At 73.8% G+C, this 22,343-nt stretch carries 17 protein-coding genes; 5 read left to right on the top strand and 12 right to left on the bottom strand.

Going from position 1 to position 22,343, the window contains the following annotated elements; genetic code table 11:
• Positions 1-24: 24 nt before the first annotated feature.
• From IE241_RS06700 to IE241_RS06725, 6 genes are all read right to left on the bottom strand, one after another.
• Positions 25-1,416: a GlnX family signal transduction membrane protein gene (locus tag IE241_RS06700; RefSeq protein WP_229898877.1), complete on the bottom strand. Its 1,392-nt coding sequence runs from the start codon at positions 1,414-1,416 to the stop codon at positions 25-27.
• Between the two features lie 238 nt (positions 1,417-1,654).
• Positions 1,655-2,476, bottom strand: a complete 822-nt coding sequence (gene melC2 / locus IE241_RS06705) for a tyrosinase MelC2 (RefSeq protein WP_190020694.1) — start codon at positions 2,474-2,476, stop codon at positions 1,655-1,657.
• 61 nt (positions 2,477-2,537) lie between these two features.
• The gene (melC1, locus tag IE241_RS06710; protein ID WP_190020695.1) at positions 2,538-2,942 is read right to left on the bottom strand and encodes an apotyrosinase chaperone MelC1; all 405 of its coding nucleotides are present in this window, start codon (positions 2,940-2,942) and stop codon (positions 2,538-2,540) included.
• 502 nt (positions 2,943-3,444) lie between these two features.
• A complete protein-coding gene (locus tag IE241_RS06715; protein WP_190020696.1) occupies positions 3,445-4,476 on the bottom strand; it encodes an N-acetylglucosamine kinase in 1,032 nt (343 codons plus the stop codon).
• Entirely contained in the window at positions 4,467-5,720 is a 1,254-nt protein-coding gene (locus IE241_RS06720) for a 6-phospho-beta-glucosidase (protein ID WP_190020697.1), read from the bottom strand. The genes IE241_RS06715 and IE241_RS06720 overlap by 10 nt, the downstream gene beginning before the upstream one ends.
• A gap of 97 nt (positions 5,721-5,817) precedes the next feature.
• Positions 5,818-6,981 (bottom strand): ROK family transcriptional regulator, encoded by a 1,164-nt coding sequence (locus tag IE241_RS06725; RefSeq protein ID WP_190020698.1) that lies wholly within the window; start codon positions 6,979-6,981, stop codon positions 5,818-5,820.
• A gap of 168 nt (positions 6,982-7,149) precedes the next feature.
• Between IE241_RS06725 and IE241_RS06730 the strand changes: the two genes are divergently transcribed.
• Entirely contained in the window at positions 7,150-7,650 is a 501-nt protein-coding gene (locus IE241_RS06730; protein ID WP_190020699.1) for an FBP domain-containing protein, read from the top strand.
• Between the two features lie 88 nt (positions 7,651-7,738).
• On the opposite strand, the gene IE241_RS06735 is transcribed toward IE241_RS06730, so the two are convergent.
• Positions 7,739-8,824, bottom strand: a complete 1,086-nt coding sequence (locus tag IE241_RS06735; RefSeq protein WP_190020700.1) for a mechanosensitive ion channel family protein — start codon at positions 8,822-8,824, stop codon at positions 7,739-7,741.
• Between the two features lie 254 nt (positions 8,825-9,078).
• Between IE241_RS06735 and IE241_RS06740 the strand changes: the two genes are divergently transcribed.
• Positions 9,079-9,615 (top strand): HNH endonuclease, encoded by a 537-nt coding sequence (locus IE241_RS06740; protein ID WP_030366446.1) that lies wholly within the window; start codon positions 9,079-9,081, stop codon positions 9,613-9,615.
• Positions 9,616-9,702: 87 nt separating this feature from the next.
• Here IE241_RS06740 and IE241_RS06745 read toward each other — a convergent pair whose 3' ends face one another.
• Entirely contained in the window at positions 9,703-12,651 is a 2,949-nt protein-coding gene (locus IE241_RS06745; protein ID WP_229898879.1) for a glycoside hydrolase family 84 protein, read from the bottom strand.
• Between the two features lie 222 nt (positions 12,652-12,873).
• Here IE241_RS06745 and malQ point away from each other — a divergent pair, with 222 nt between their 5' ends.
• The 3 genes from malQ to IE241_RS06760 all read left to right on the top strand — a co-directional run bounded on the left by malQ (position 12,874) and on the right by IE241_RS06760 (position 16,456).
• Entirely contained in the window at positions 12,874-14,976 is a 2,103-nt protein-coding gene (malQ, locus tag IE241_RS06750) for a 4-alpha-glucanotransferase (protein ID WP_190021072.1), read from the top strand.
• Positions 14,977-15,084: 108 nt separating this feature from the next.
• Complete coding sequence (locus tag IE241_RS06755; protein ID WP_444545146.1) at positions 15,085-15,291, top strand: hypothetical protein; 207 nt, start codon at positions 15,085-15,087, stop codon at positions 15,289-15,291.
• Between the two features lie 190 nt (positions 15,292-15,481).
• Positions 15,482-16,456 (top strand): acyl-ACP desaturase, encoded by a 975-nt coding sequence (locus IE241_RS06760; RefSeq protein ID WP_190020702.1) that lies wholly within the window; start codon positions 15,482-15,484, stop codon positions 16,454-16,456.
• A gap of 583 nt (positions 16,457-17,039) precedes the next feature.
• On the opposite strand, the gene pepN is transcribed toward IE241_RS06760, so the two are convergent.
• From pepN to IE241_RS06780, 4 genes are all read right to left on the bottom strand, one after another.
• Complete coding sequence (pepN, locus tag IE241_RS06765) at positions 17,040-19,613, bottom strand: aminopeptidase N (protein ID WP_190020703.1); 2,574 nt, start codon at positions 19,611-19,613, stop codon at positions 17,040-17,042.
• Between the two features lie 127 nt (positions 19,614-19,740).
• A complete protein-coding gene (locus IE241_RS06770; protein WP_190020704.1) occupies positions 19,741-20,769 on the bottom strand; it encodes an aspartate-semialdehyde dehydrogenase in 1,029 nt (342 codons plus the stop codon).
• Between the two features lie 155 nt (positions 20,770-20,924).
• Positions 20,925-21,215, bottom strand: a complete 291-nt coding sequence (locus tag IE241_RS06775; RefSeq protein WP_190020705.1) for a carboxypeptidase-like regulatory domain-containing protein — start codon at positions 21,213-21,215, stop codon at positions 20,925-20,927.
• Between the two features lie 56 nt (positions 21,216-21,271).
• The gene (locus tag IE241_RS06780; RefSeq protein WP_190020706.1) at positions 21,272-22,186 is read right to left on the bottom strand and encodes a trypsin-like serine peptidase; all 915 of its coding nucleotides are present in this window, start codon (positions 22,184-22,186) and stop codon (positions 21,272-21,274) included.
• Positions 22,187-22,343 lie beyond the last annotated feature (157 nt).

The following is a 22,343-nucleotide window of genomic DNA, read 5'->3' on the forward strand; positions in this document are numbered from 1 at the left end:
TCCCCTCGTCCCCCTGCACCGGCCTCACCGGTACTCCGACAGCCTGCGGCCCACGCCCACGACGGCACCGGCGGCGCCGAGGACGGTCAGCACGGCCGCTCCGGCGGCGAGGCCGAAGAAGGCGCCGCGCCCGTCGTCGGCCGCCTGCCGGAACTCGCTCTGCTCGTGGGCGAGTGCGCGCTGCAGTTCGGTGTCCACCCGGTCGAAGGATTCGCCGGTGCTGTCCTTGTCGCCGATCACCTTGCGCAGGGCGTCGTCGTAGTCGCCGCGGTCGTCGGCGAGGGTCCGGGCCTGGACGTGGCGCTGCTGCCACTCGCGGACGTCCCTGATGGCGGCGTCGACCGGATCGCGCCCCTCGGCGTCGTCGGCGAGGGCCCGGGCGCGGTCCAGCAGGGTGTCCGCGCGGGCCGGGCCCTGGCTGCCGCCGACGAGCCGGCCCATGCCGTCGCGGTAGCTGGTCTCGTAGGCGTCGTCGCCGTTCTTCCCGAGGACGGCGCCGCGGGCGACCATGGTGAGGTTCTCGTCGCCGCGGGCCTGGAGCGAGCCGATCCGGGCCTCGTTGAGCACCTGCAGGGATCTGGCGCCGTGGGCGTAGGAGGTCTCCAGGCCGGAGCGGGCCACGGCGTGGCCGACGACCAGCCACAGCAGGACGACGACGGCGGCCGCGGTGGCGGCGAGCATGCCGTGGTTGAAGACGCGGTTCGTCCGGAGGTAGTTGCGGCGCTGGGCCCAGGCGAGGGCGCCGAGCACGACGGCGCCGAGGGCGAGGGCGGCCCACGGCCAGGACTTCGCATCGTCGTAGTCGGAGCCGAGGCGGCCCGTCTCGGCCTCGTACAGGCCGCGGGCGGCGGGCAGCAGCTCCTCGCGCATGCGGTCGCCGGCGTAGCGCAGGTAGGCGCCGCCGAGCGGCAGGCCCTGGCGGTTGTTGGCGCGCGCGGCCTCCACGAGGCCGGTGTAGCGCGGGAGTCCCTCGTTGAGGGTGGCGATGCGGGCGCGGGCCGCGGCCGAGCCCTCGGCGTTCGCGGAGGCCTTCACCAGCAGCCGGGAGGCGAGCGCGATGTCCTTCTCGTAGCGCTGCCGGACCGCGCGCGGCTCCTGGCCGCCCGCGAGGAATCCGCTCGCCGCGGTGGTGTCGGCGTCGGCGAGCGAGCGGTAGATGTCGGCGGCGTCGGCGCTGAGCGGCTGGCTGGTGCGGACGACGGAATCGGCCGCGGCGGATCTGGAGGCGACCTGCCAGGCGGTGACCGCGCCGAACGCGACGAGGGCCACGGCCAGGACGGCGCCGATGACCCGCAGCCTGCCGGGCTCGGTGACCGCCGCGGCCCGCACGCGCTCCAGGGCCTCGCGCCAGGCCGGGGCGGCGGGCTTACGGACGGGCGCTCCTCGCGGCCCGCCGGCCGGCTGCGGCTGTGACACGTGACCTCCCCCTCGGTCGCTGAGGGCGGCCCGTCACCCGGCGTGGCCGGGAACAGGTGCCCGGCCAGCAGTATGGCCGCAAGGGCTGACAAACACACCGGTGCCGGTGCGATCTTGTTCGTATCGCGATCTTCACCCGGGGCCCGGGGCGGCTCTTGTTGCCCATCACGCCCGCCGGCCCGGTGCGGTTCCCCGCACCGGGCCGGACGCGTGTACGCCCTGTGCGTACGCCTGAGCCTTACGCGTACGTGTAGTACGAGCTGTGGTCGAGCATCTGGGCCGGGGTGACGTTGTTCCACGGGCGCATGGTGTCGTTGAGGTCGACGACGTTCGCGGTGCCGGCGGCCGGCAGGTACGCGGACTGCGGGTGCATGCGCTGCCAGTCGGACCACAGCTTGTCGATGTGGGCGTGGTGCAGCCAGAAGACGGGGTCGTTGGGGGAGACGCCGGTGGCCATCTGGCCGCCCATCCACACGTGGACGTTGTTGTGGACGCGGCCCGCGCCGCGCCAGCCCTCGAGGTAGTTGCGGAAGCCGCCCTCGGAGGCGCTGTTCCACGGGGCCGTGTCGTAGACCGGCATGGCCAGGACGGCGTCCACCTGGGCGCGGGTGGGCAGCGTGCCCGCGGCGCCCATCTCGCGCTGCAGGAAGTTGCGGTTGTCGACGCTGACGTTGATGGTCCACTTGCCCGTGGAGTAGGCGAACGGGCCGGTGGTGACCTGCGCGTCACGGCTGCGGCCGTTGCCGCCCATGAAGTCGGCGGCGAAGATCGAGGCGGTGGCCGTGCGGTCGGCGGTCCAGTCCCAGTAGGGCAGCGTGACCGAGGAGTCGATCTTCTGCAGCTCCTGCTCGAACTGGATCAGGAAGCGGCGGTGCCAGGGGAGGAAGGAGGGGGAGCGGTGGCCGACGCGGTCGCCGTTGTCGGTGTCGCTCATGATGAACTCGTTGTGCGTCCGGACGAAGCCGTCGTACACGCCGGTGCGCTTGAGCTCCAGCACGGCGTTGACGAAGTTGCGCTTCTCGGTGGCGGTCAGGTTCGCCTGGTTCTTGCGCACTGCCATGGGGTTCGTGTCCTCGTGAGTGAGAAGTGTGGATCGGTGGGGTGCGTGCGGCAGTGGCCGGTCAGTTCATCGCGATCGGGACGAGCGTCGCGCCGCGGAGCGCGTCCACGGCGGCGCGGGTGAGCGCCAGCGGCTGGTCGAAGACCTGGTAGTGGTTGACCACGCTGATCCAGGAGCCGTCGGCGTTCTGCATGACGTGCAGCTCCTTGCCGTCGATGGTGACGGCGAAGCCCCCGTGGTGGGCCTCGTGGCCGCCCGTCACGGGCTTGCCGACGATGCGGCGGCCCTTGTAGACCTCGTCGAACGCAGCAGGGCCGGTGCCGTGGCCGCCGTGACCGGTGTGGTCCTCGGTGGTGGTGTGGCCGGTGTGGTCGGTGGCCTGGGCAGCGGTGGCGAGCAGCGCCACTCCGGCGGCGGCAGCGGCGGTTCCTCTGAGCACGACGCGTCGGCTGACGTTGGACGACATGGGTCGGTCCCCCCTCGTATGCGCGCCGGCACGGCGCGGAATAGTCGATCAGTTGCGGAAGTTGTCACGAATGCAGCCGTAAATCCCTTTTGATGGCGGTTGCTTGTTGTATTTCGTGATCAATCCGTGCGGGCGGATGCTCGCATGATCGGGAAGAGGGCGTGAAACGGTTGGCCGCTTTTGGGACATTAGGTAAATGAACGGTCAACGAATCTCAGGGGAGAAATTTCTGACGAATGACCTTGTTGACGCCATGTCAGGAAACTTGGCCGCTACGAGGGGGGCTCGGCGAAAGATCTTCCGGCCGGGGCCGGGGTGCGGTGACGTCTCTCACGATGTGAACATGACGTGAAGAAGGCGGCGGTATCACGGATTCCGGCCAGGGAATGACAGATTCCGCGATACCGGTCGTCACGCGGGAAAACAGGCGCCAAACGGACCTCAAGCCGCCCGCCCCGCTCGCCCCGCGCCCCGTTCGCCCCGGGCGGCCCCGCGGTCCGACCTACGCGTCGCCGTAGTGCGCACGCAGCCGCGCGTAGGCCGCCGCCAGAGCTCCCGCACGGTCCAGCGCCAGCAGCGCCGCGCCCAGCACCGGCGGCGCCGTGACCACCACCGGCACCGCCCGTGGCGCCCGCCCGGCCAGCAGTGCCACCACCTGCTCGTGCAAGAGCGGGTGCCGGGCCGCGAGCACCCCGCCGCCCAGCACCACCGGCACCCCGGCCCCCAGCAGCCCCAGCCGCTCCAGCGCGACCGCGGCCATGGCGACGACCTCCTCGGCCTGCCGGGTCACGAGCGCGCGGGCGACCGCATCGCCCGCGGCGGCCACCGCGAACAGCACCGGTACGAGCTCGTGGCGCCGCTCGGCCGCCACCCGGCCCAGGTGCAGCGCCTCGATCAGCGCGGGCATGCCGTCCAGGCCGAAGTGAGCCGGAAGCGCGCGGGCCAGCTCGCTGGGCCCGCCGCGGCCGTCGGCGGCGCGCGCCGCCGACCAGAGCGCCTCCTCCGCCAGGCACGCGCCGCCGCCCCAGTCGCCGGAAAGCCGTCCGATCGCGGGGAAGCGCGCCGTACGGCCGCCCGGCCCGAGCCCCGCGCAGTTGATGCCCGCCCCGCACACCACTGCGACGCCCACCGGCTCGCCCCCGTCGGGCAGGCCCGCCCGCAGCAGTGCGAAGGTGTCGTTGGCGACGGCGACCGTCCGGCCCCAGCCGCGGGCGGCGATCTCCGCGGTCAGCAGCTCCTCCTCCACCGGCAGGTCGCAGTTGGCCAGGCACGCGCTGACGTGGGCGACGTACGGCGGTGAGGCAGCAGCCGCAGCCGTGGCCGGATCTGCAGCCGGAGCCGCCCCCGCGGCAGCGGCTGCGGCCCGCTCCACGAGCGCCGCCAGGCCGTCCACCGCCTGCCGCACGCCCGCCCGCGCCGGCTGGAACCCCCCGCCGCGTGCGGCCCCGAGCACGGCGCCGTCCGGCCCCGCCAGCACCACGTCGGTCTTGCTGTTGCCCGCGTCGATCGCGAGCAGCGCGCCGCTCACGCCCACGCGAGGTGCTCCCGGTTGTGCGCGAGGAGGGCGTCGGTCAGCCGGTCGGCGTGGTCGAACTGCCCGACCAGCGGGTGCGCGAGCAGCGCCCGGAAGACGCGGTCCCGGCCCCCTGCGAGCGCGGCTTCCAGCGCCAGGTGCTCGTACGCCGTGACGTTCGCGACCAGCCCGGCGTACAACGGCTCCAGGGGGCGTACGGGCAAGGGGTGCGCGCCCCCGGCGTCCACCGCCGCCGGCACCTCGATCACCGCGTCGTCGGGCAGGAAGGGCAGGGTCCCGTTGTTGAGGGTGTTGACGACCTGGACGTCGCCGGTGTCCCGCAGCAGCGACGCCGTCAGGGCGACCGCCGCCTCCGAGTAGAAGGCGCCGCCGCGCTTCGCCAGCAGGGCGGGCTTCTCGGCCAGCGCGGGATCGGCGTACAGCGCCAGCAGCTGCCGCTCCATCGCCGCCACCTCGGCGGCGCGCGAGGGCTTGGTGCGCAGCTCCCGCACGACCTCGTCGTGCCCGTAGAAGTAGCGCAGGTAGTAGGAGGGGACGGCACCGAGGCGCTCCAGCACCGAGCGCGGCATGCGCAGGTCGGCCGCGACGGCGTCGCCGTGCTCGGCGATCAGCCGCGGCAGGACGTCCTCGCCGCCGACGGTCACCGACCGCTCCCAGGTGAGGTGGTTGAGGCCGACGTGCTCCAGAGCCACCTCCTCCGGGGCGACCCCCAGCAGATGGGCGAACTTCCGCTGGAAGCCGATGGCCACGTTGCACAGGCCCACGGCCCGGTGCCCGGCCGCCAGCAGCGCCCGTGTCACGATGCCGACGGGATTGGTGAAGTCCACGATCCAGGCGTCCGGGCTGCGCCGCCGCACCCGCTCGGCGATGTCCAGCACCACCGGGACCGTGCGCAGCGCCTTGGCGAGCCCGCCCGCGCCGGTCGTCTCCTGACCGACGCAGCCGCACTCCAGCGGCCAGGTCTCGTCCTGCTGCCGGGCCGCCTGGCCGCCCACGCGCAGCTGGAGCAGCACGGCGTCCGCGCCGTCCACGCCCGCGTCCAGGTCCGCGGTCCAGGTGACGCGGCCGGGGTGGCCCTGCCGGGCGAGGATCCGCCGCGCCAGCGCGCCGACGAGCTCCAGCCGCCCCTGGTCGGGGTCGATCAGGACGAGCTCCGTCACGGGGAGCGTGTCGCGCAACCGCGCGAAGCCGTCGACGAGTTCGGGGGTGTAGGTGGATCCGCCGCCCACCACTGCGAGCTTCAACCTCGACTCCTTTGCCGGTTGCCAAGCCAATGCCGGTTGCCAAACCAATGCCGGTCACCAAGCCCATGCCGGTTGCCAAGCCGAAGCGGCCGCCGGCTCACGCCGTGTCGAAGACGGTCTCCCGTGCCGCCGCGAGCGCGGTCTGCAGCGCACCCGCCAGGACCGGGCGGTCCGCCACGGTGCTCAGCCGCAGCTGCGGCCGGGGCAGGGCCAGCCCCGTGAGCTCGGCCTCCACCATGGCGCGAAGCCGCTCGCCGCCCGCCCGGCACACCGCGCCGGAGAGCACCACCAGTTCGGGGTCCACCACGGCGACGACCGCCGCGAGCCCGACGGCCAGCCGCCTGCCCAGTTCGGCGTAGACGTCGTCACCCGCGCCCGGTTCCGCCGCTGCGCGGGCGAGCGCCTCCGGTGCCGTACGGGCGTCGATTCCGTGGGCGCGGGCGAGCGCGACGACGGCCGGGGAGGCGACGAGCATCTGGAAGCCCCCGCCGCCGTCGGGGCCCGCGGTGGCGTCGTCCCCGCCGCGCGCGAGCGGCGCGCCCGGCAGCGGCATGTAGCCGATCTCGCCGGCGCCGCCGGTGGCGCCGCGCAGCAGCCGGCCGCCGAGCACGACCGCGGCGCCGACGCCCTCGTCCGCCCACACCAGGACGTAGTCGCCGCAGCCCTGCGCCGCGCCGGCGTGCTGCTCGGCGACGGCGGCGAGGTTGACGTCGTTCTCGATGACGACGGGCGTGCCCAGGGCCGCGGTCAGCTCGCCGCGCAGGGTGCGGGACTGCCAGCCCGGCAGGTGCGGGGCGTAGCGCAGGACGCCGGTGCGCGGGTCGAGGGCGCCGGGGGTGCCGATGACGGTGCGGTGCAGGGCTTCGCGGCCGAGCCGGGCGGCGGCCAGGGCGCCGTCGACGGCCCGGGCGACGCGCGCCGCGGTCCCGTCGCTCTTCGCCGCTCCTTCCTCCGCTTCCTCCACGCGCGCGTGGTGCTCGCCGACCACCGTGCCGGCGATGTCCGCGACCAGCGCGGTGATGCCCTCGGGGCTGACGGTCAGCGCGGCGACGTGGGCGACGCCCGGGTCGACCTCGTACAGCCGGGCGCTGGGGCCGGGCCGCCCGGTGACGCTCCCGGTGGAGCGCACCAGGCCGGCGGCCTCCAGACGGGTGAGCAGCTGCGAGGCGGTGGGCTTGGACAGGCCGGTCAGCTCGCCGAGGCGGGTGCGGGTGAGGGGGCCGTGCGCGACGAGCAGGTCGAGGGCTGCGCGGTCGTTCATGGCGCGCAGTACGCGCGGTGTCCCCGGGGTCCCGGTCATCTCGTCCTGACTGTTAGGAAACTTTCCTATCGATACGCGGGAGGCTAGGGACCCGTAGCGCCGGGCGTCAATCGCCCCGCCCGAAAATCATGCGACGATCCGCCCGAACCGGTGTTAATTTCCCTGACCATGCACCCCCTCGCCGACAGCGACATACGCACGTCCTTCATCAACTGCTCCAAGGGAGAGGCGCGCCGGATCGCCCTCCCGCGCAACCTCGCGGAACTCCCCTGGGAGGACCTCGACTTCCTGGGCTGGCGGGATCCTGGTGCGCCGGACCGCGGCTATGTCGTCGCCGAGCGCGAGGGGAAGCTCGTCGGCGTGACCCTGCGGGTGCCGCAGGGCGGGCCGCGGAGCATGGCGAAGTCCACGATGTGCTCGCTGTGCCTGACCTCGCACCCGGGCTCGGGCGTCTCCCTGCTCGCCGCCCGGAGGGTCGGTCCCGCCGGGCGCGAGGGCAATACGGTCGGCGCGTACATGTGCGCGGACCTGGCCTGCTCGCTCTATGTGCGCGGCAAGAAGGTCCCGCAGATGGCGATGCGGTACAAGGAGACGCTGAGCGTGGAGGAGAGGATCTCCCGCATGCTCGTGAACCTGGACGACTTCCTGGGCAAGGTCGAACGGGGCTAGCCGGGTAAGGCCGAGCGGGGCCGGGCGGGGCCGTGCCGCGCAGGACGGCCCCGGCCCACGGCTCCTCGCCGCGGGCGCCGGCCCGCCGTCACTTGCCCAGAGTCGCCCCCGGCACCGCCGGCGGTATCGGCGTCGTGGCCTGGGACTGCGGGGACGCCGGGTTCGCCAGGGCGGACGGCGCGGCCACGGCCGCCATCGGGTCGGGCCCGGCCCCGTCCGTCTCCAGGTTGGCATCCAGCGGGCGGCCGACGATACGGATACCCTCCGCGTCCAGCGCCTGCTTGATGCGCCAGCGCAGCTCGCGCTCGACGCCGAGGGCCTTGCCCGGCATGGTCTTGGCGGAGACCCGGATGACCACGGAGTCGAGGTAGATGGCGTTCAGGCCCAGGACCTCGATCGGCTCCCACAGCCGCTCGGTCCACGGCTCGGCCTTCTGCATCTCCTCACCCGTGCGGGTGATGATCTCGCGGACGCGGTCGAGGTCCTCGTCCGAGCGGACCTGGACGTCGACGCCGGCCGTCGCCCAGCCCTGGCTCAGGTTGCCGATGCGCTTGACCTCGCCGTTGCGCACGTACCAGATCTCGCCGTCCGCGCCGCGCAGCTTGGTCACGCGCAGGCCCACCTCGATCACCTCGCCGGAGGCGACCCCGGCGTCGATGCTGTCCCCGACGCCGTACTGGTCCTCCAGGATCATGAAGACGCCCGAGAGGAAGTCGGTGACGAGGTTGCGGGCGCCGAAACCGATGGCGACGCCCGCCACACCCGCGCTCGCCAGCAGCGGCGCCAGGTTGATCTGCAGCACCGACAGCACCGTCAGCGCCGCCGTACCCATGATCAGGAACGAGGTGACGCTGCGCAGCACGGAGCCGATGGCCTCCGAGCGCTGCCGGCGCCGCTCGGCGTTGACGAGCAGGCCGCCGAGGGCCGTGCCGTCGACGGCCGAGGCCGTGCGGTTCATGCGCGCTATGAGCCGGGTTATGGCGCGCCGGATCAGGGAGCGCATCACCACAGCGATCACCACGATCAGGATGATGCGCAGGCTGTTGCTGAGCCAGATGGACCAGTTCTCCTCGACCCAGCCGGCGGCGTCGTTCGCCGTCCGTTGTGCCTCGTCGAGAGAGACAGGACGGGGCGTCGCGTCTTCTTCTGCGGCCAGGGCAGCGGACCAGAACACTGCAGGAACCCTCCGTGTAGGACGCCGGCCCGAGGTGCGGGCAGGCGGACTCACCACACTATCGGGGCAGCGGTGATCCTCCGTTGCTGTGTTCGAGATGCGACGGGTCTTGAGCGGGGGATGAACAGGATGTGTTCCAAAACACCCGTGACCCGTTACCTGGTCATGGTGGCGCTCCGACCAGGGGCCGGGGGACACTTGCAGGAGATCGTCCCGGCGCGAGCCACGCGCCGCCGGCGTACAAGGAGGCACCCGTGCCGCATGTCCTGGTCCTCAACGCGTCGTACGAGCCGCTCGGCGTCGTACCGCTCCGCCGCGCGCTCATACTCGTCCTCAATGAGAAGGCCGTCAGCCTTGAGGACACCGGCGCCTATATGCACAGCGCGACCTGCACCATCCCCGCTCCCAGCGTCGTCCGCCTCAAACGCTTCGTGCGCGTGCCCTTTCGGGGGCCCGTCCCGCTCACCCGCCGTGCTCTCTTCGCCCGTGACGGCGGGCGCTGTGCGTATTGCGGTGGCGTCGCAACCAGCGTCGATCACGTGGTCCCGCGCAGCCGCGGCGGCCAGCACGCCTGGGAGAACGTGGTGGCGGCCTGCCGCCGCTGCAATCACGTCAAGGCCGACCGGCACGTCGCCGAGCTGGGGTGGCGGCTGCGCCACCAGCCCGCGCCGCCGTCCGGCCTGGCCTGGCGCATCATCGGCACGGGCCATAGGGATCCGCGCTGGCTGCCTTATCTGGAGGCATTCGGCGCGGAGGATGCGATGGCCCGGATCGACGGCATTTCCGCCTGAAGGTTCCGGGCCATTTCCGTACCCCGGGCGCCGGGCGGGCTGAAGATCCGGCCCGCCCGGCGCCCGGGGACGGCGTGCGCGCCGCGCTCAGGGGCGGTTCACCGCGTATGCCTCCACTCCCCGCAGGGCGTCCCCGGCCTTCTCGCCCTGCACGCGCACGAAGCGTGTGTCCGGCGCGTCCATGCGCACCGTCTCCGTGTCCTCCTTGCCGGAGGCCACGGCCGCGTCCCGCCAGGTGCGGCCGTCCGCCGACACCTGGATGCGGGAGCGGCCCGCCTCCTGCCCGTCCTGGCCGTCCTCTCCGTCCCGCCAGTGCAGCACCAGCCGCCCCAGCCGTACGGGACGGGCCAGCTCCAGCTGCCGGCCGCCCCCGTCGCCCAGGGAGCTCATGTTCGCCCCGCGCGCCAGGTCCGGGCCGCCGGCCTGCGGGTACGCCCGTACGGTCAGGGTCCGCTCCTGGTCGCCGAGGCGGACCGGGACGGTGAAGGTGCGGGCCGCACCGCCCGCCGGGACGGTGAGCTCGATCCGGGCCGTGGCCACGCCGCCGCGCGCCACGGCCACCTCGGCGGGAGCCTTGACCGAGACGCCCTCGGGCGCCTTCACGACGAGCTTCTCCCGGACCTCCTCCGGCCGCCTGTTGATCATGCGGACGTCCACGGCCGCCGGGGCGCCGCCGAGCTCGGCGTCCGCCTCCGCGCGCGTGAGCTCCACATCGGCCGAAGGGGTGTCCGCGAACCACGGGGCGATCTCGTGGACGGGCGGCGGCGTGCCGCCCCCCTCCCACACCACCCGCAGCGCGTCCGCCCGCAGGCCCTTGCCCGCCAGCTGCGTCCAGCCGCCGTCCGAAACGGCGCCCAGCGGCTGCCAGCCCTTGGAGACGTCGCGCGCCCAGACCGTGCCGCGCGCGCCCGGCGCGGGCGCGGTCAGCACGGTGACGGCCGTCAGCGGCCGCGGCCCCTCCAGCCGTACGGTCAGCGGTTCGCCCGCGGCGGGCGTGAGGGCGGTGGCCGGGTCGCCGTCGGTGGCCAGGCCCGCGGAGCGCACCGGCCGGTCCACGCCCGTCCAGCCGTTCGCGCGCGCCAGCGCCTGGTCGAGGAAGGGGGTGAGCACGCCCTTGCCGACCGTCACCGGACTGTCCTTGATCCGCCCGCGCAGCCGCTGCACGTCCAGCTGGGCCCGCCAGGCCTCCGCGCCGTCGCCGCGCGCCTGGGCGAGCAGCATGTCCAGCGCGCGCGTGCCCGCCTCGCCGTGCCGCGCGAGCTGCTCCAGCCACGGGCCCACCTCGCTCCCGAAGGGCCCCGACAGGCGCTGCCGGGCCTCCCGCATGGTGGCGAAGGCGGCCCGCAGCCGGCCCGCCGCCTCCTCCCGCGCCTTGGCGTCCGTCCCCGACAGGGCGGTCCAGAACGCGTCCAGCAGCGGGCGCAGATACGCCGACTCGGCGCCGCCGAGCACCGACGAGGCGTCGTTGCCCGCCAGCGCCCGCAGCGCCTCCCGGGTGCGCGGGTCCGGCCCGGCCAGGTCGTCGACCGCGGCCCGCCAGGACTCCTCGGGGCGGTAGCCGCGCGGGTTCCAGGCGTAGTCGGCCGCGGTGAACAGCGGGATGCGCGAGACGGTGGCCTGCGACGAGGCGTTGGCCAGCAGTGCGCGCGAGCCGGCCGCGACGGCCGGCTCCCGGCCGGTGTACGGCCCGAGGAAGATACGGTCCTGCGCGAAGTCGTTGACCGGGTAGTTGTCCATCGTCACCAGCGGGTGCCCGAAGGCGGCCCGGGCGTCGGACAGTTCACCGCCGGTGATGGTCTTCGGCACCACCCCGACGCCCGTCCACGCCACCTCCACGCGCGGGTCGAGCTTCTCCGCGAGCGCACGCCGGAACGCCGTCCGCCCGTCCTGGTAGTACTCGGTGGGCAGCAGCGACAGCGGGGCCGCCTCCGCCCCCTTCGCCGCCAGGTGCGCCGCCAGCGCGCCCGCGACCTTCGCCTGCGCCTTCGCCGCCGCCTTCGGCCCCGAGCCGAACTCGTCGGCGTCCGCCCCGCAGTGCCACTCGCTGTAGCTCACGTCCTGGAACTGCAGCTGGAAGGCGCGGAATCCCAGCGCCCACATGCCGTCCACCTTGCGCTTGAGCGCCCGCAGGTCCTCGGCCGAGGAGAAGCACATCGCCTGCCCCGGCGTCACCGCCCAGGCCAGCGTCACGTGGTTGCGGCGGGCCCGTTCGGCCAGCGCCCGGAACTCCTCGCGCTGCGCCGCGGGGTAGGCGGCGCGCCAGCGGGCCTGCCGGTACGGGTCGTCGCCCGGCGCGTACAGATACCGGTTCTGCTTGGTGCGGCCCATGAAGTCCAGCTGCGCCAGCCGCTGTTCGCGCGACCACGGATCCCCGTAGAAGCCCTCGGACAGGCCGCGCACCGCCGTGCCCGGCCAGTCGCGGATCAGCGCCCCGGCGAAGCCCTTCGCGCCGCCGCGCTCCACCGTCAGCTGCCGCAGCGTCTGCGCCGCGTGGAACAGCCCGTCGGGGCCCTCGCCCGCCAGCGCGGCCGTCGGCCGGCCCGCCACCTGGCCGGTCGCCAGCCGGTACCCGCCGGACGGCAGGTCCCCGGCCTCCGGCGCGCCCAGTGCCTTCAGCGCCTCCTCCGCGCCCCGCCCGCCCGCGTAGACGATCAGGCCGCGCGGGGGCGGCGTGCCGCCCGGGGCCGCGTCCACGACCGTCCGCGCGCCCGCGGCGTGCAGGATGTCGCGCAGCGCCTCGACCGCGTACGGGTCCGTGCCCGGCTCGGCCATCAGGGTGACCTCGTCGCCGGCCTGGGCGTACGAGCCCAGCGCGCGCGAGGCCTGAGGCCGCGGCCACACCGGCGGCAGGGCGCCCTCGCCCTGCGGGTCGGGCGCGGCCGCGGCGGCGTCGCCGGGCCGGGGTGCCGCGACGGTGCCGGGCGCGCCCGCCAGCAGCCCGCCGAGCAGGGCCGCCGCGAGGACGGTGACCCCGGCGCGCCGGGGGCGCACGGGCCCGTGGCCGCCGGGTGAGGAGTCGCTGCCCCGGAAGTGCACGGCCGTCTCCCTCGCCCCTAGGTGCTCCAGACGGGGGCGAGCCCATCACCAGCCGCAGGGCGTGTCAACGCACGTGACCGAAGTGCCTGTATTGCCCGGCGCGTCGACGGCGAAAGCGGAACCTGCGCGGGTGAACGGGAATTCGAGTGGTGTCCCGCGGCCCGGCGGCGGGTACGGCCTTCGGCACGGACACCTGCGGAGGTGGTGATGGCCGAGGTGCAGATGGCCAGAGCGCGGCTCGCCGCACTGCACGGCATCGCGACGGCGTACAGCCCCGCCCCCGGCCGCAGCGTCGGCGTGCCCGAGGACACCGTCATCGCCGTCCTCGCCGCTCTCGGCGTCGACGCCTCCACGCCCGGCTCCGTGCGCGAGGCCCTGGCCGCCCGCGAGGACGCCGCCCGCCGCAGGCTGCTGCCCGCCACGGTCGTCCTGCGCGCCGGGCGCGGCGCGCTGCCCGCCCTGCCGCCGGGCACCGAGATGTGCGTGGAGACGGAGAACGGGGACGTCGTCGTCCTGGACCCCGCAGCCGGGGCCGCTGCCGGAGCCGCCGGCGGCGCGCTCCCGCTGGGCACGCACCTGCTGCGCGCCCACGCCCCCGACGGCCGGTCCGCCGCCGCGCCCCTGATCGTCGCCCCGGACCGGCTGCCCGCCCCGCCCCGGCCCGGCCACGGCTTCCTCGTCCAGCTCTACTCCCTGCTCTCCGCCCGCTCCTGGGGCATGGGCGACCTCGGCGACCTGGCCGCCCTCGCCGAGTGGTCCGGCCGCACCTTCGGCACGGACTTCGTCCAGGTCAACCCCCTGCACGCGGCCGTGCCCGGCGCGGGCGGCGCCCCCACCGACCCCTCGCCCTACCGGCCCTCCTCCCGCCGCTTCCCCGACCCCGTCCACCTGCGTGTCGAGGACGTGCCCGAGTTCGGGCTGCTCACCGGCGAGCGGCGCGAGCGCGCCGGGCGGCTCCTCGGCCGGGCCGCCGCCCTGCGCGCCGCCGTGCTCCACAAGGGCGAGCTCATCGACCGCGACGCCGTCTGGGAGGTCAAGCGGCGCGCCCTGGAGCTCGTCCACGCCGTTCCGCTCGGCCCCGCCCGCCAGGCCGCCTACGAGGCCTTCCGCGCCGAGCAGGGCAGTGCCCTCGACGACCACAGCACCTGGTGCGCGCTCGCGGAGGTGCACGGGCCGGACTGGCGCGCGTGGCCCGCAGGCCTGCGCGACCCCCGTTCGGCCGGCACCGCCCGCGCCCGAGCGGACCTGGCCGCCCGCATCGGCTTCCACAGCCGGCTCGCCTGGCTCACCGACGAACAGCTCGCGGCCGCCCAGCGCACCGCCAGGGCGGCCGGCATGCGCATCGGCCTCGTCCACGACCTCGCCGTCGGCGTGCACCCCTCGGGCGCGGACACCTGGGCGCAGCAGGACGCCTTCGCCGCCGGCATGTCCGTCGGCGCGCCCCCCGACGCCTTCAGCCCCCGCGGCCAGGACTGGGGCCTGCCGCCGTGGCGCCCCGACGCCCTGGAGGCCTCCGGCTACCGCCCCTACCGCGAGCTGCTGCGCGGCCTCCTGCGGCACGCGGGCGGCCTGCGCATCGACCACGTGATGGGCCTGTTCCGCCTGTGGTGGGTGCCGGAGGGCGCGGAGCCCACGCAGGGTGCGTACGTCCGCTACGACCCCGAGGCGATGCTGGGCGTCCTCGCCCTGGAGGCCCACCGGGCGGGCGCCGCGGTCGTGGGGGAGGACCTGGGCACGGTCGAGCCCGGTGTGCGCGAGGCGCTGGCCGAGCGCGGGGTGCTCGGCACGTCGGTGCTGTGGTTCGAGCGGGACTACGCGGCCGGGGAGGCCGCACCGCTGCAGCCCGGGCAGTGGCGCGCCGGCTGCCTGGCCACCGCCACCACGCACGACCTGCCCAGCACGGCCGCCCGGCTCACCGGCGACCACGTCGCCCTGCGCCACCGGCTCGGGCTGCTCACCCGCCCGCTCGACGAGGAGCGGCAGGAGGACGCGCGGGAGGTGGGCGAGTGGCTGGAGCTCTTCCGGCGGCTGGGCCTGCTGCCCGAGGGGCCCTGCGACGAGGAGACGGCCGTCCTGGCCGTCCACCGCTACCTGCTGCTGACCCCCGCCCGCCTCGTCGGCGTCTGGCTGCCGGACGCCGTCGGGGACCGCCGCCCGCAGAACCTCCCCGGCACCTGGGACCAGTACCCCAACTGGCGGTTGCCCGTCGCCGGCCCGGACGGGCGCCCGCTGTCCCTGGAGGAGCTCACGGCCTCGCCCCGGCTGCGCGCGCTCATGGCCCGGGTGGCCGCGGGACGGGGCGCCGGGCCCCCGGAGGGCCCGTAGGGCCACCCCGCGCGCGCGGGGTGCTTATGCTCCCGATATCTTGAGGCCGTGAGCACTAAGAACAAGAACGCCGTGCGAGCCGGTGCCATCTCGGCCGGCACGCTGCTGATGCTGCTGATGTCGTCCCCCGCGTTCGCGCTCACCCGCGACGACGGTGACGACCCGGGTCCGCAGCTGAGCGTGATCAACACGCTCGGCCTCTACGTCGCCGCGCCGATCGTCCTCTTCCTGGTGATCGCCGGCCTCACGATGGTCGCCGCCAGGCACTCGGACAACCCGCACACCGTCGACACCCACCACCCGCGCACGCGCTAAGCCTGCTCGATCTTCTTCAGCCCGGTGCCCCCGGTCCTTCTGGACCGGGGGCACCGGGCTTTTCGCATGTGTTCCGGGCATGTGTTCTGGCGCTCATTTCCGGAGCGGGGGATTTCGCTTTACGGCCCACTTAACCTACGGTGTCGTAACCTACGGAACCGTAAGTGTGATCATCCCCCAGGAGCTGTCCGTGACCATCGCCCCCCTCCGCCACCACGCCCGGGCCGTATGGAGCGACAGCCGCCTGCTGTACGCCCTCGAAGAGGTCGTCGAGACCGAGCTCAACCGGCATCTGAAGGTCGCCAAGGAGTGGATGCCGCACGAGTACGTGCCCTGGAGCGACGGGCGCAACTTCGACGGCATCATGGGCGGGGAGGCCTGGGCGCCCGAGCAGTCCAAGGTCACCGACATCGGCCGCACCGCGCTCGTCGTCAACCTCCTCACCGAGGACAACCTCCCCAGCTACCACCACGAGATCGCCCAGCTCTTCGGCCGCGACGGCGCCTGGGGCACGTGGGTGCACCGCTGGACCGCGGAGGAGGGCCGGCACGGCATCGTCATGCGGGACTACCTGCTGACCTCGCGCGCCGTCGACCCCGTCGCCCTGGAGCGGTTCCGGATGTCCCACATGAGCGAGGGCTTCGAATCCGACAACCGGCACAGCATGCTGCACTCCGTCGCCTACGTGGCCTTCCAGGAGCTCGCCACCCGCATCTCCCACCGCAACACCGGCCACCACTCCGGCGACCCCGTCTGCGACCGGATGCTCGCCCGCATCGCCACGGACGAGAACCTCCACATGGTCTTCTACCGCAACCTGCTCGGGAAGGCGTTCGAGCTGGCCCCCGACCAGACGATGGCGGCCGTCCGCGACGTGGTCGTCGACTTCCGGATGCCCGGCCACGGCATCCCCGGCTTCGAACGGGCCGCGGCCCAGATGGCGATCGGCGGCATCTACAACCTCCGCATCCACCACGACGACGTCCTCCAGCCGGTCCTGCGCTTCCTGAAGGTCCTGGAGATCACGGGCCTGGGCCCGGAGGGCCTCCGGGCCCAGGAGGAACTGGGCCTGTTCATGAACGGCCTTGACGACCAGGCGACGAAGTTCGACGAGCGCCGCGCCGCGCTGCTGGCGCGGCGCGCCGCGAGGGCCGAACAGGCCTGAGGCAAAGCCTCCGCCCTGGGACCGCCCAGGGCCGCCGGGCCCGGCGGGAGCCCCCCGCGGTGGGGTCCGGCGGTGCCGTGAGCCCTCCGGGCGGGGTGGCCCCGGGTCAAGGGCACTTGCGCCCTTGAATCCGCCGCGACGGCGCGAAACCCCCGCGGTGGGGTCCGGCGGTGCCCTACGGGCTCAGGTGGGCCCGGCACCGCCGGTCAGCGTCGCTGTGGCTGATCGCCGCCGCGGCGGAGGCGTGAGGCGCGGCCTCACAACTGCAAGTGTCTCCGCGACGCATTCCCCCGCCTCCGCGGCGGATTCTGTGAGGCGGGCCTCACGACCGATGGCGGGGCGGGCCCAGGGCCGTCGGCCCGGGCATCTTCTCCCGCCGCGATGGCGCGAAACCCCCGCGGTGGGGTCCGGCGGTGCCGTACGGGCTCAGGTGGGCCCGGCACCGCCGGTCAGCGTCGCTGTGGCTGATCGCCGCCGCGGCGGAGGCGTGAGGCGCGGCCTCACCACCAGGGGCACGCGGCCCCCGGCACCCCCCCCGCGGCGGGGTGAAGGGTGCGTACCCGCACCCTTCGCGCAGCGTGCGCTAGCTCGCCGCGGACGCGTCGGCCGCCTGTGCCCGCAGCGCCCGCTCGACGCCCGAGCGGGACTCCAGCACCAGGCGCCGCAGCGCGGCGTTCGGCTGTGCGGAGGACAGCCATGCGTCCGTCGCGTCCAGAGTCTCCTGGGAGACCAGGAGCGCCGGGTACAGCCCGACCGCGATCTGCTGTGCGATCTCGTGGCTGCGGCTCTCCCACACGCCCTTGATCGCCGCGAAGAACTTCGCGCTGTAGGGCGCGAGCAGCTCCCGCTGGTCCGTCTGGACGAAGCCGCCGATGACGGCCTCCTGCACGGCGTTGGGCAGGTCGGCCGACTCGACGACCGACGCCCAGGCGGCCTCCTTCGCCTCGGCGGTGGGCCGCGAGGCCCGCGCCGCCGCGGCGTACCGCTCGCCCGCCGACGTCCGGTCCCGCTCCAGCTCCGCCGCGATCGCGGCCTCGTCGGCGCGGCCGGTCGCCGCGAGGCGGCCGAGCAGGGCCCAGCGCAGCTCGGTGTCGACGGCGAGGCCGTCGATCTTCTCGCCGCCGTCGAGGAGCCCCTGCAGCAGCCCGAGCTGCTCGTCCGTACGGGCGGTGGCGGCGAACGCCCGGGCCCATGCGAGCTGGTGGTCGCTGCCCGCCTCGGCGGACTTCAGGTGGGCGAGGGCCGCCTCGGTCCACCGCGCGAGGCCCGTCGCACGCCACTCGGGCGCGGCGTACAGGTCCATGGCCAGCTTCACCTGCCGCTGCAGGGACTGCACGACGCCGATGTCCGACTCCTTGGCGATGCCGGAGAGGACGAGCGCGAGGTAGTCGCGCGCGGCGAGCTCGCCGTCGCGCGTCATGTCCCACGCGGAGGCCCAGCACAGGGCGCGCGGCAGGGACTCGGCGAAGTCGCCGAGGTGGGCGGTGACGGTCGCGAGCGACTGCTCGTCGAGACGCACCTTCGCGTACGACAGGTCGTCGTCGTTGAGCAGCACGACGGCCGGCCGGGCCTTGCCGACGAGCGCGTCGACGGACGTCAGCTCACCGTCGACGTCGAGCTCGATCCGCTCCTTGCGGACGAGCTTGCCGCCCTCCAGCTCGTACAGGCCGATCGCGATCCGGTGCGGCCGCAGGGTCGGCTCGCCCTTGGCGCCGGAGGGCAGCGCGGGCGCCTCCTGGCGGACGGCGAAGGAGGTGATGACGCCGGAGGCGTCGGTCTCGATCTCCGGGCGCAGGATGTTGATGCCGGCGGTCTCCAGCCACAGCTTCGACCACGTGGTCAGGTCGCGGCCGGAGGTCTCCTCCAGCGCGCCGAGCAGGTCCGTCAGTCGCGTGTTCCCGAAGGCGTGCGCCTTGAAGTACGCCTGGACGCCGCGGAAGAACGCGTCCTCGCCCACGTAGGCGACGAGCTGCTTCAGCACGGACGCGCCCTTGGCGTAGGTGATGCCGTCGAAGTTGACGAGCACGTCGTCCAGGTCGCGGATCTCGGCCATGATCGGGTGGGTGGAGGGCAGCTGGTCCTGCCGGTACGCCCAGGTCTTCATGGAGTTCGCGAACGTGGTCCACGCGTGGGGCCAGCGCGAGCCGGGCGCGGAGGCCTGGCAGGCGATCGAGGTGAAGGTGGCGAACGACTCGTTCAGCCACAGGTCGTTCCACCACTCCATGGTGACCAGGTCGCCGAACCACATGTGGGCCAGCTCGTGCAGGATCGTCTCGGCCCGCGTCTCGTACGCGGCGTCCGTCACCTTCGAGCGGAAGACGTACTGGTCGCGGATGGTGACCGCACCGGCGTTCTCCATCGCGCCCGCGTTGAACTCCGGCACGAACAGCTGGTCGTACTTGGGGAAGGGGTAGGCGTAGTCGAACTTCTCCTCGAACCAGTCGAAGCCCTGGCGCGTCACCTCGAAGATGTCGTCCGCGTCCAGGAACTCGGCCAGCGAGGGGCGGCAGTAGATGGCCAGCGGAATGCTGCGGCCGTCCTTCTCGTACGTGCTGTGCACGCCGTGGTACGGGCCGGCGATCAGGGCCGTGATGTACGTGGAGATCCGCTGCGTCGGCGCGAAGCGCCAGACGTTGTCGGCGGGCCGCTCGGGGGTCGGCGAGTTGGAGATGACCGTCCAGCCCTCGGGCGCCTTCACGGTGAAGGTGAAGACGGCCTTCAGGTCGGGCTGCTCGAAGGACGCGAAGACGCGCCGCGCGTCCGGCACCTCGAACTGGGTGTACAGGTAGGCCTGCTCGTCGACCGGGTCGACGAAGCGGTGCAGGCCCTCACCGGTGTTGGTGTAAGCGCAGTCCGCGACGACCTTCAGCTCGTTGCGGCCGGCCACCAGGCCCGTCAGCGCGATCCGGCTGTCCGCGAACACCTCGGCCACATCGAGCGCGGTCCCGTTCAGGACGACCTCGTGGACCGTGGGCGCCACCAGATCGATGAACGTCTCCGCGCCCGCCTCGGCCGCGTCGAACCGCACCACGGTCTCGGAGCGGTAGGTGCCGCCCTCCTGCGCGCCGGAGAGGTCGAGATCGATCTCGTACGCGTCGACGGTCAGCAGGCGAGCCCTTCGCTGCGCCTCTTCGCGGGTCAGATTCGTTCCAGGCACCTGGGCATCTCCTTAACTTCGCGACTTTCCGGCCATCCTTCCATGTGGGGTGGCCCAGGAACACTGAACATCACAAGGGCCGGGCACCCCGGAGGGTGCCCGGCCCTTGTGGCCCTGTGAGACGGCGTCAGCCGCGAAGCTCGGCCGCGACCAGCTCCGCGATCTGCACGGCGTTGAGCGCCGCACCCTTGCGGAGGTTGTCGTTGGAGAGGAAGAGCGCGAGGCCGTTCTCGGCGGTCTCGTCCACGCGGATGCGGCCCACGTAGGAGGCGTCCTTGCCGGCGGCCTGCAGCGGGGTGGGGATCTCCGAGAGCTCGACGCCCGGGGCGTCCTTGAGCAGCTCGTAGGCGCGCTCGACGCTGACCGGGCGCTCGAAGCGGGCGTTGACCTGCAGCGAGTGGCCGGAGAAGACGGGGACGCGGACACAGGTGCCGGAGACCTTGAGGTCCGGGATCTCCAGGATCTTCCGGGACTCGTTGCGCAGCTTCTGCTCCTCGTCGGTCTCGAAGCGGCCGTCGTCGACGATCGAGCCGGCCAGCGGGAGCACGTTGAAGGCGATGGGGCGCTTGTAGACGCCGGGCTCGGGGAACTCGACGGCCTCGCCGTCGTGGGCGAGCTCGGGGGCCCGCTCGCCGACCGCGCGGACCTGGCCGTCGAGCTCGGCGACGCCGGCGACGCCCGAGCCGGAGACGGCCTGGTAGGTGGTGGCGACGAGGGCCGTCAGGCCGGCCTCCTCGTGCAGCGGGCGCAGCACCGGCATGGCGGCCATCGTGGTGCAGTTCGGGTTGGCGATGATGCCCTTGGGGCGGTCCTTGACCGCGTGCGGGTTGACCTCGGAGACGACGAGGGGGACCTCGGGGTCCATGCGCCAGGCCGAGGAGTTGTCGATCACGACGGCGCCCTGTCCGGCGACCTTCTCGGCCAGCGCCCGGGAGGTCGCGCCACCGGCGGAGAACAGCACGATGTCCAGGCCCGAGTAGTCGGCCGTGGCGGCGTCCTCGACCGTGATCTCCGTGCCCTGCCAGGGGAGGGTGGACCCGGCGGAGCGCGCCGAGGCGAACAGGCGCAGCTCGCTGACCGGGAACGCCCGGTCGGCGAGGATCTTGCGCATGACTCCGCCGACCTGCCCGGTGGCTCCGACGATTCCGATCCTCATGAGGGCTCCCTACTCATGTACACCACATGCAACATGCAACCTGCTGCCAGGGACGTCGCGCCTGGCACGCCGGTTCCATCATGTGGTCACACCCGCCCCAAAAGTCCAATCCTTTGACCGGTGTACGAGACCGGGCCGGGGGAAGCGGGAAATCTTCAGCCCAGGCGCAGGTCGGCCCGGACATCCTCCGGGCGGGCGGCCGCGGGAGCCGCGGTGACCTCCACCCGGGCGGCGGCCGTCGCGCCGCCCGCCCGGCACACCACGGTGTAGGTCCCCGCGGCCGGGGCGGTGAGCGCGAAGCGGCCCTCGCCGTCGGTGAGGGCGGCGACGTCGGGCAGCGGCACCGGCCCGCCGGCGAAGGCCACGCGGGCGCCGGCGACGGGCGCGCCCGCGGCGTCGCGGACCGTGCCGCGGATCACGCCGGCGGGCGCGGAGGGGGTGCTCATGCGGATCGAGCCTTCATACGGATCGGGGGTTCCGTCGGACGGTCATACGGATCGGGTCACGCCTTCCAGGCCGCGAAGTTGTTGTAGACCGGCGTGGTGATCCGCGTCCCGGAGTTCACCCGGGCCCCGCCGTACGCGTGGACGGCGATCCCGTACCGGTCGTTGCCGATGATCCGGTAGACGGAGCTGCCGCTCTGCCCGCCGAAGGTGTCGATGTCGTAGTACACCTTGCGCGGGCCCACCGAGTCGATGCGGCGCGCGTCGTACCAGAGCGTGGCGTACGGCTTGTCGGCCGGATAGCCGGCGATGTTGCCGGTGACCTGGAGCAGGTCCGCGTCGGACCAGACGCCGAAGCCGAACCAGCCGGTCTGCGCGCCCAGGTCCGTGGGCAGGATGATCGCGCCGTAGTCGTAGTTCTCGTCGCCGTTCGCCGTCCAGCCGGTCACCGAACGGAAGCTCGTGCTGACGACCGGCCCGTAGCAGACCGTGCTGCCGTTGCGCCCGGGCCACACCTTGATGCTGCGGACCCAGCCGTCCCGCCCGGGCACTCCGCTGTTCTTGATGTGGACGACGTGCCCGGCGGTGGCGATCGTGTGCGGGCCGATGAACCAGCCGGTGCCGAGCCAGGCGCTGCCGTCGGCGGCCGTGATCTCCAGGAAGCAGTGCACGCGCCACGGGTAGACGCAGGTGTTGGTGATCTGCACGCGGTCGTCCGGGCCGTGCACGGTCTCCGGGTCCGAGGGCCGCCCGAACGAGGCCTCGCCGATGTCGGCGACGGGGCCGGCGAAGGGGTCGGCCTCGGGCGCCTCCGGCAGTTCGTAGCCCTCGACGGGCTCGGTGCCCGTGGAGCTGCCCGGGGCGGGCTCGCCGCCCGCGCCCGTGCCGGGCGGCTGGGAGACGGGCTGTCCGTCGGCGGGCAGCAGGCCCGCCGCGGGGTCGCTGGAGACGGGGGTGTGGGGGTCCTGAGGCATGGGAGGAACCGTCCCTTCGACGGCAAGGTCCGCAGACCGCATCGAATAGGGCGTAAGCGCACCCTGTTCTCGAATCTCCTCCGGGAATCCGGGCCACGGTAGGAGCGCGGAGGAGCGCACGAGTGGGCGCTCGAAGCGCGAAAGGGGCGGGCACCCA

The organism is Streptomyces hiroshimensis, from assembly GCF_014650335.1.
GTDB lineage: Bacteria > Actinomycetota > Actinomycetes > Streptomycetales > Streptomycetaceae > Streptomyces > Streptomyces hiroshimensis.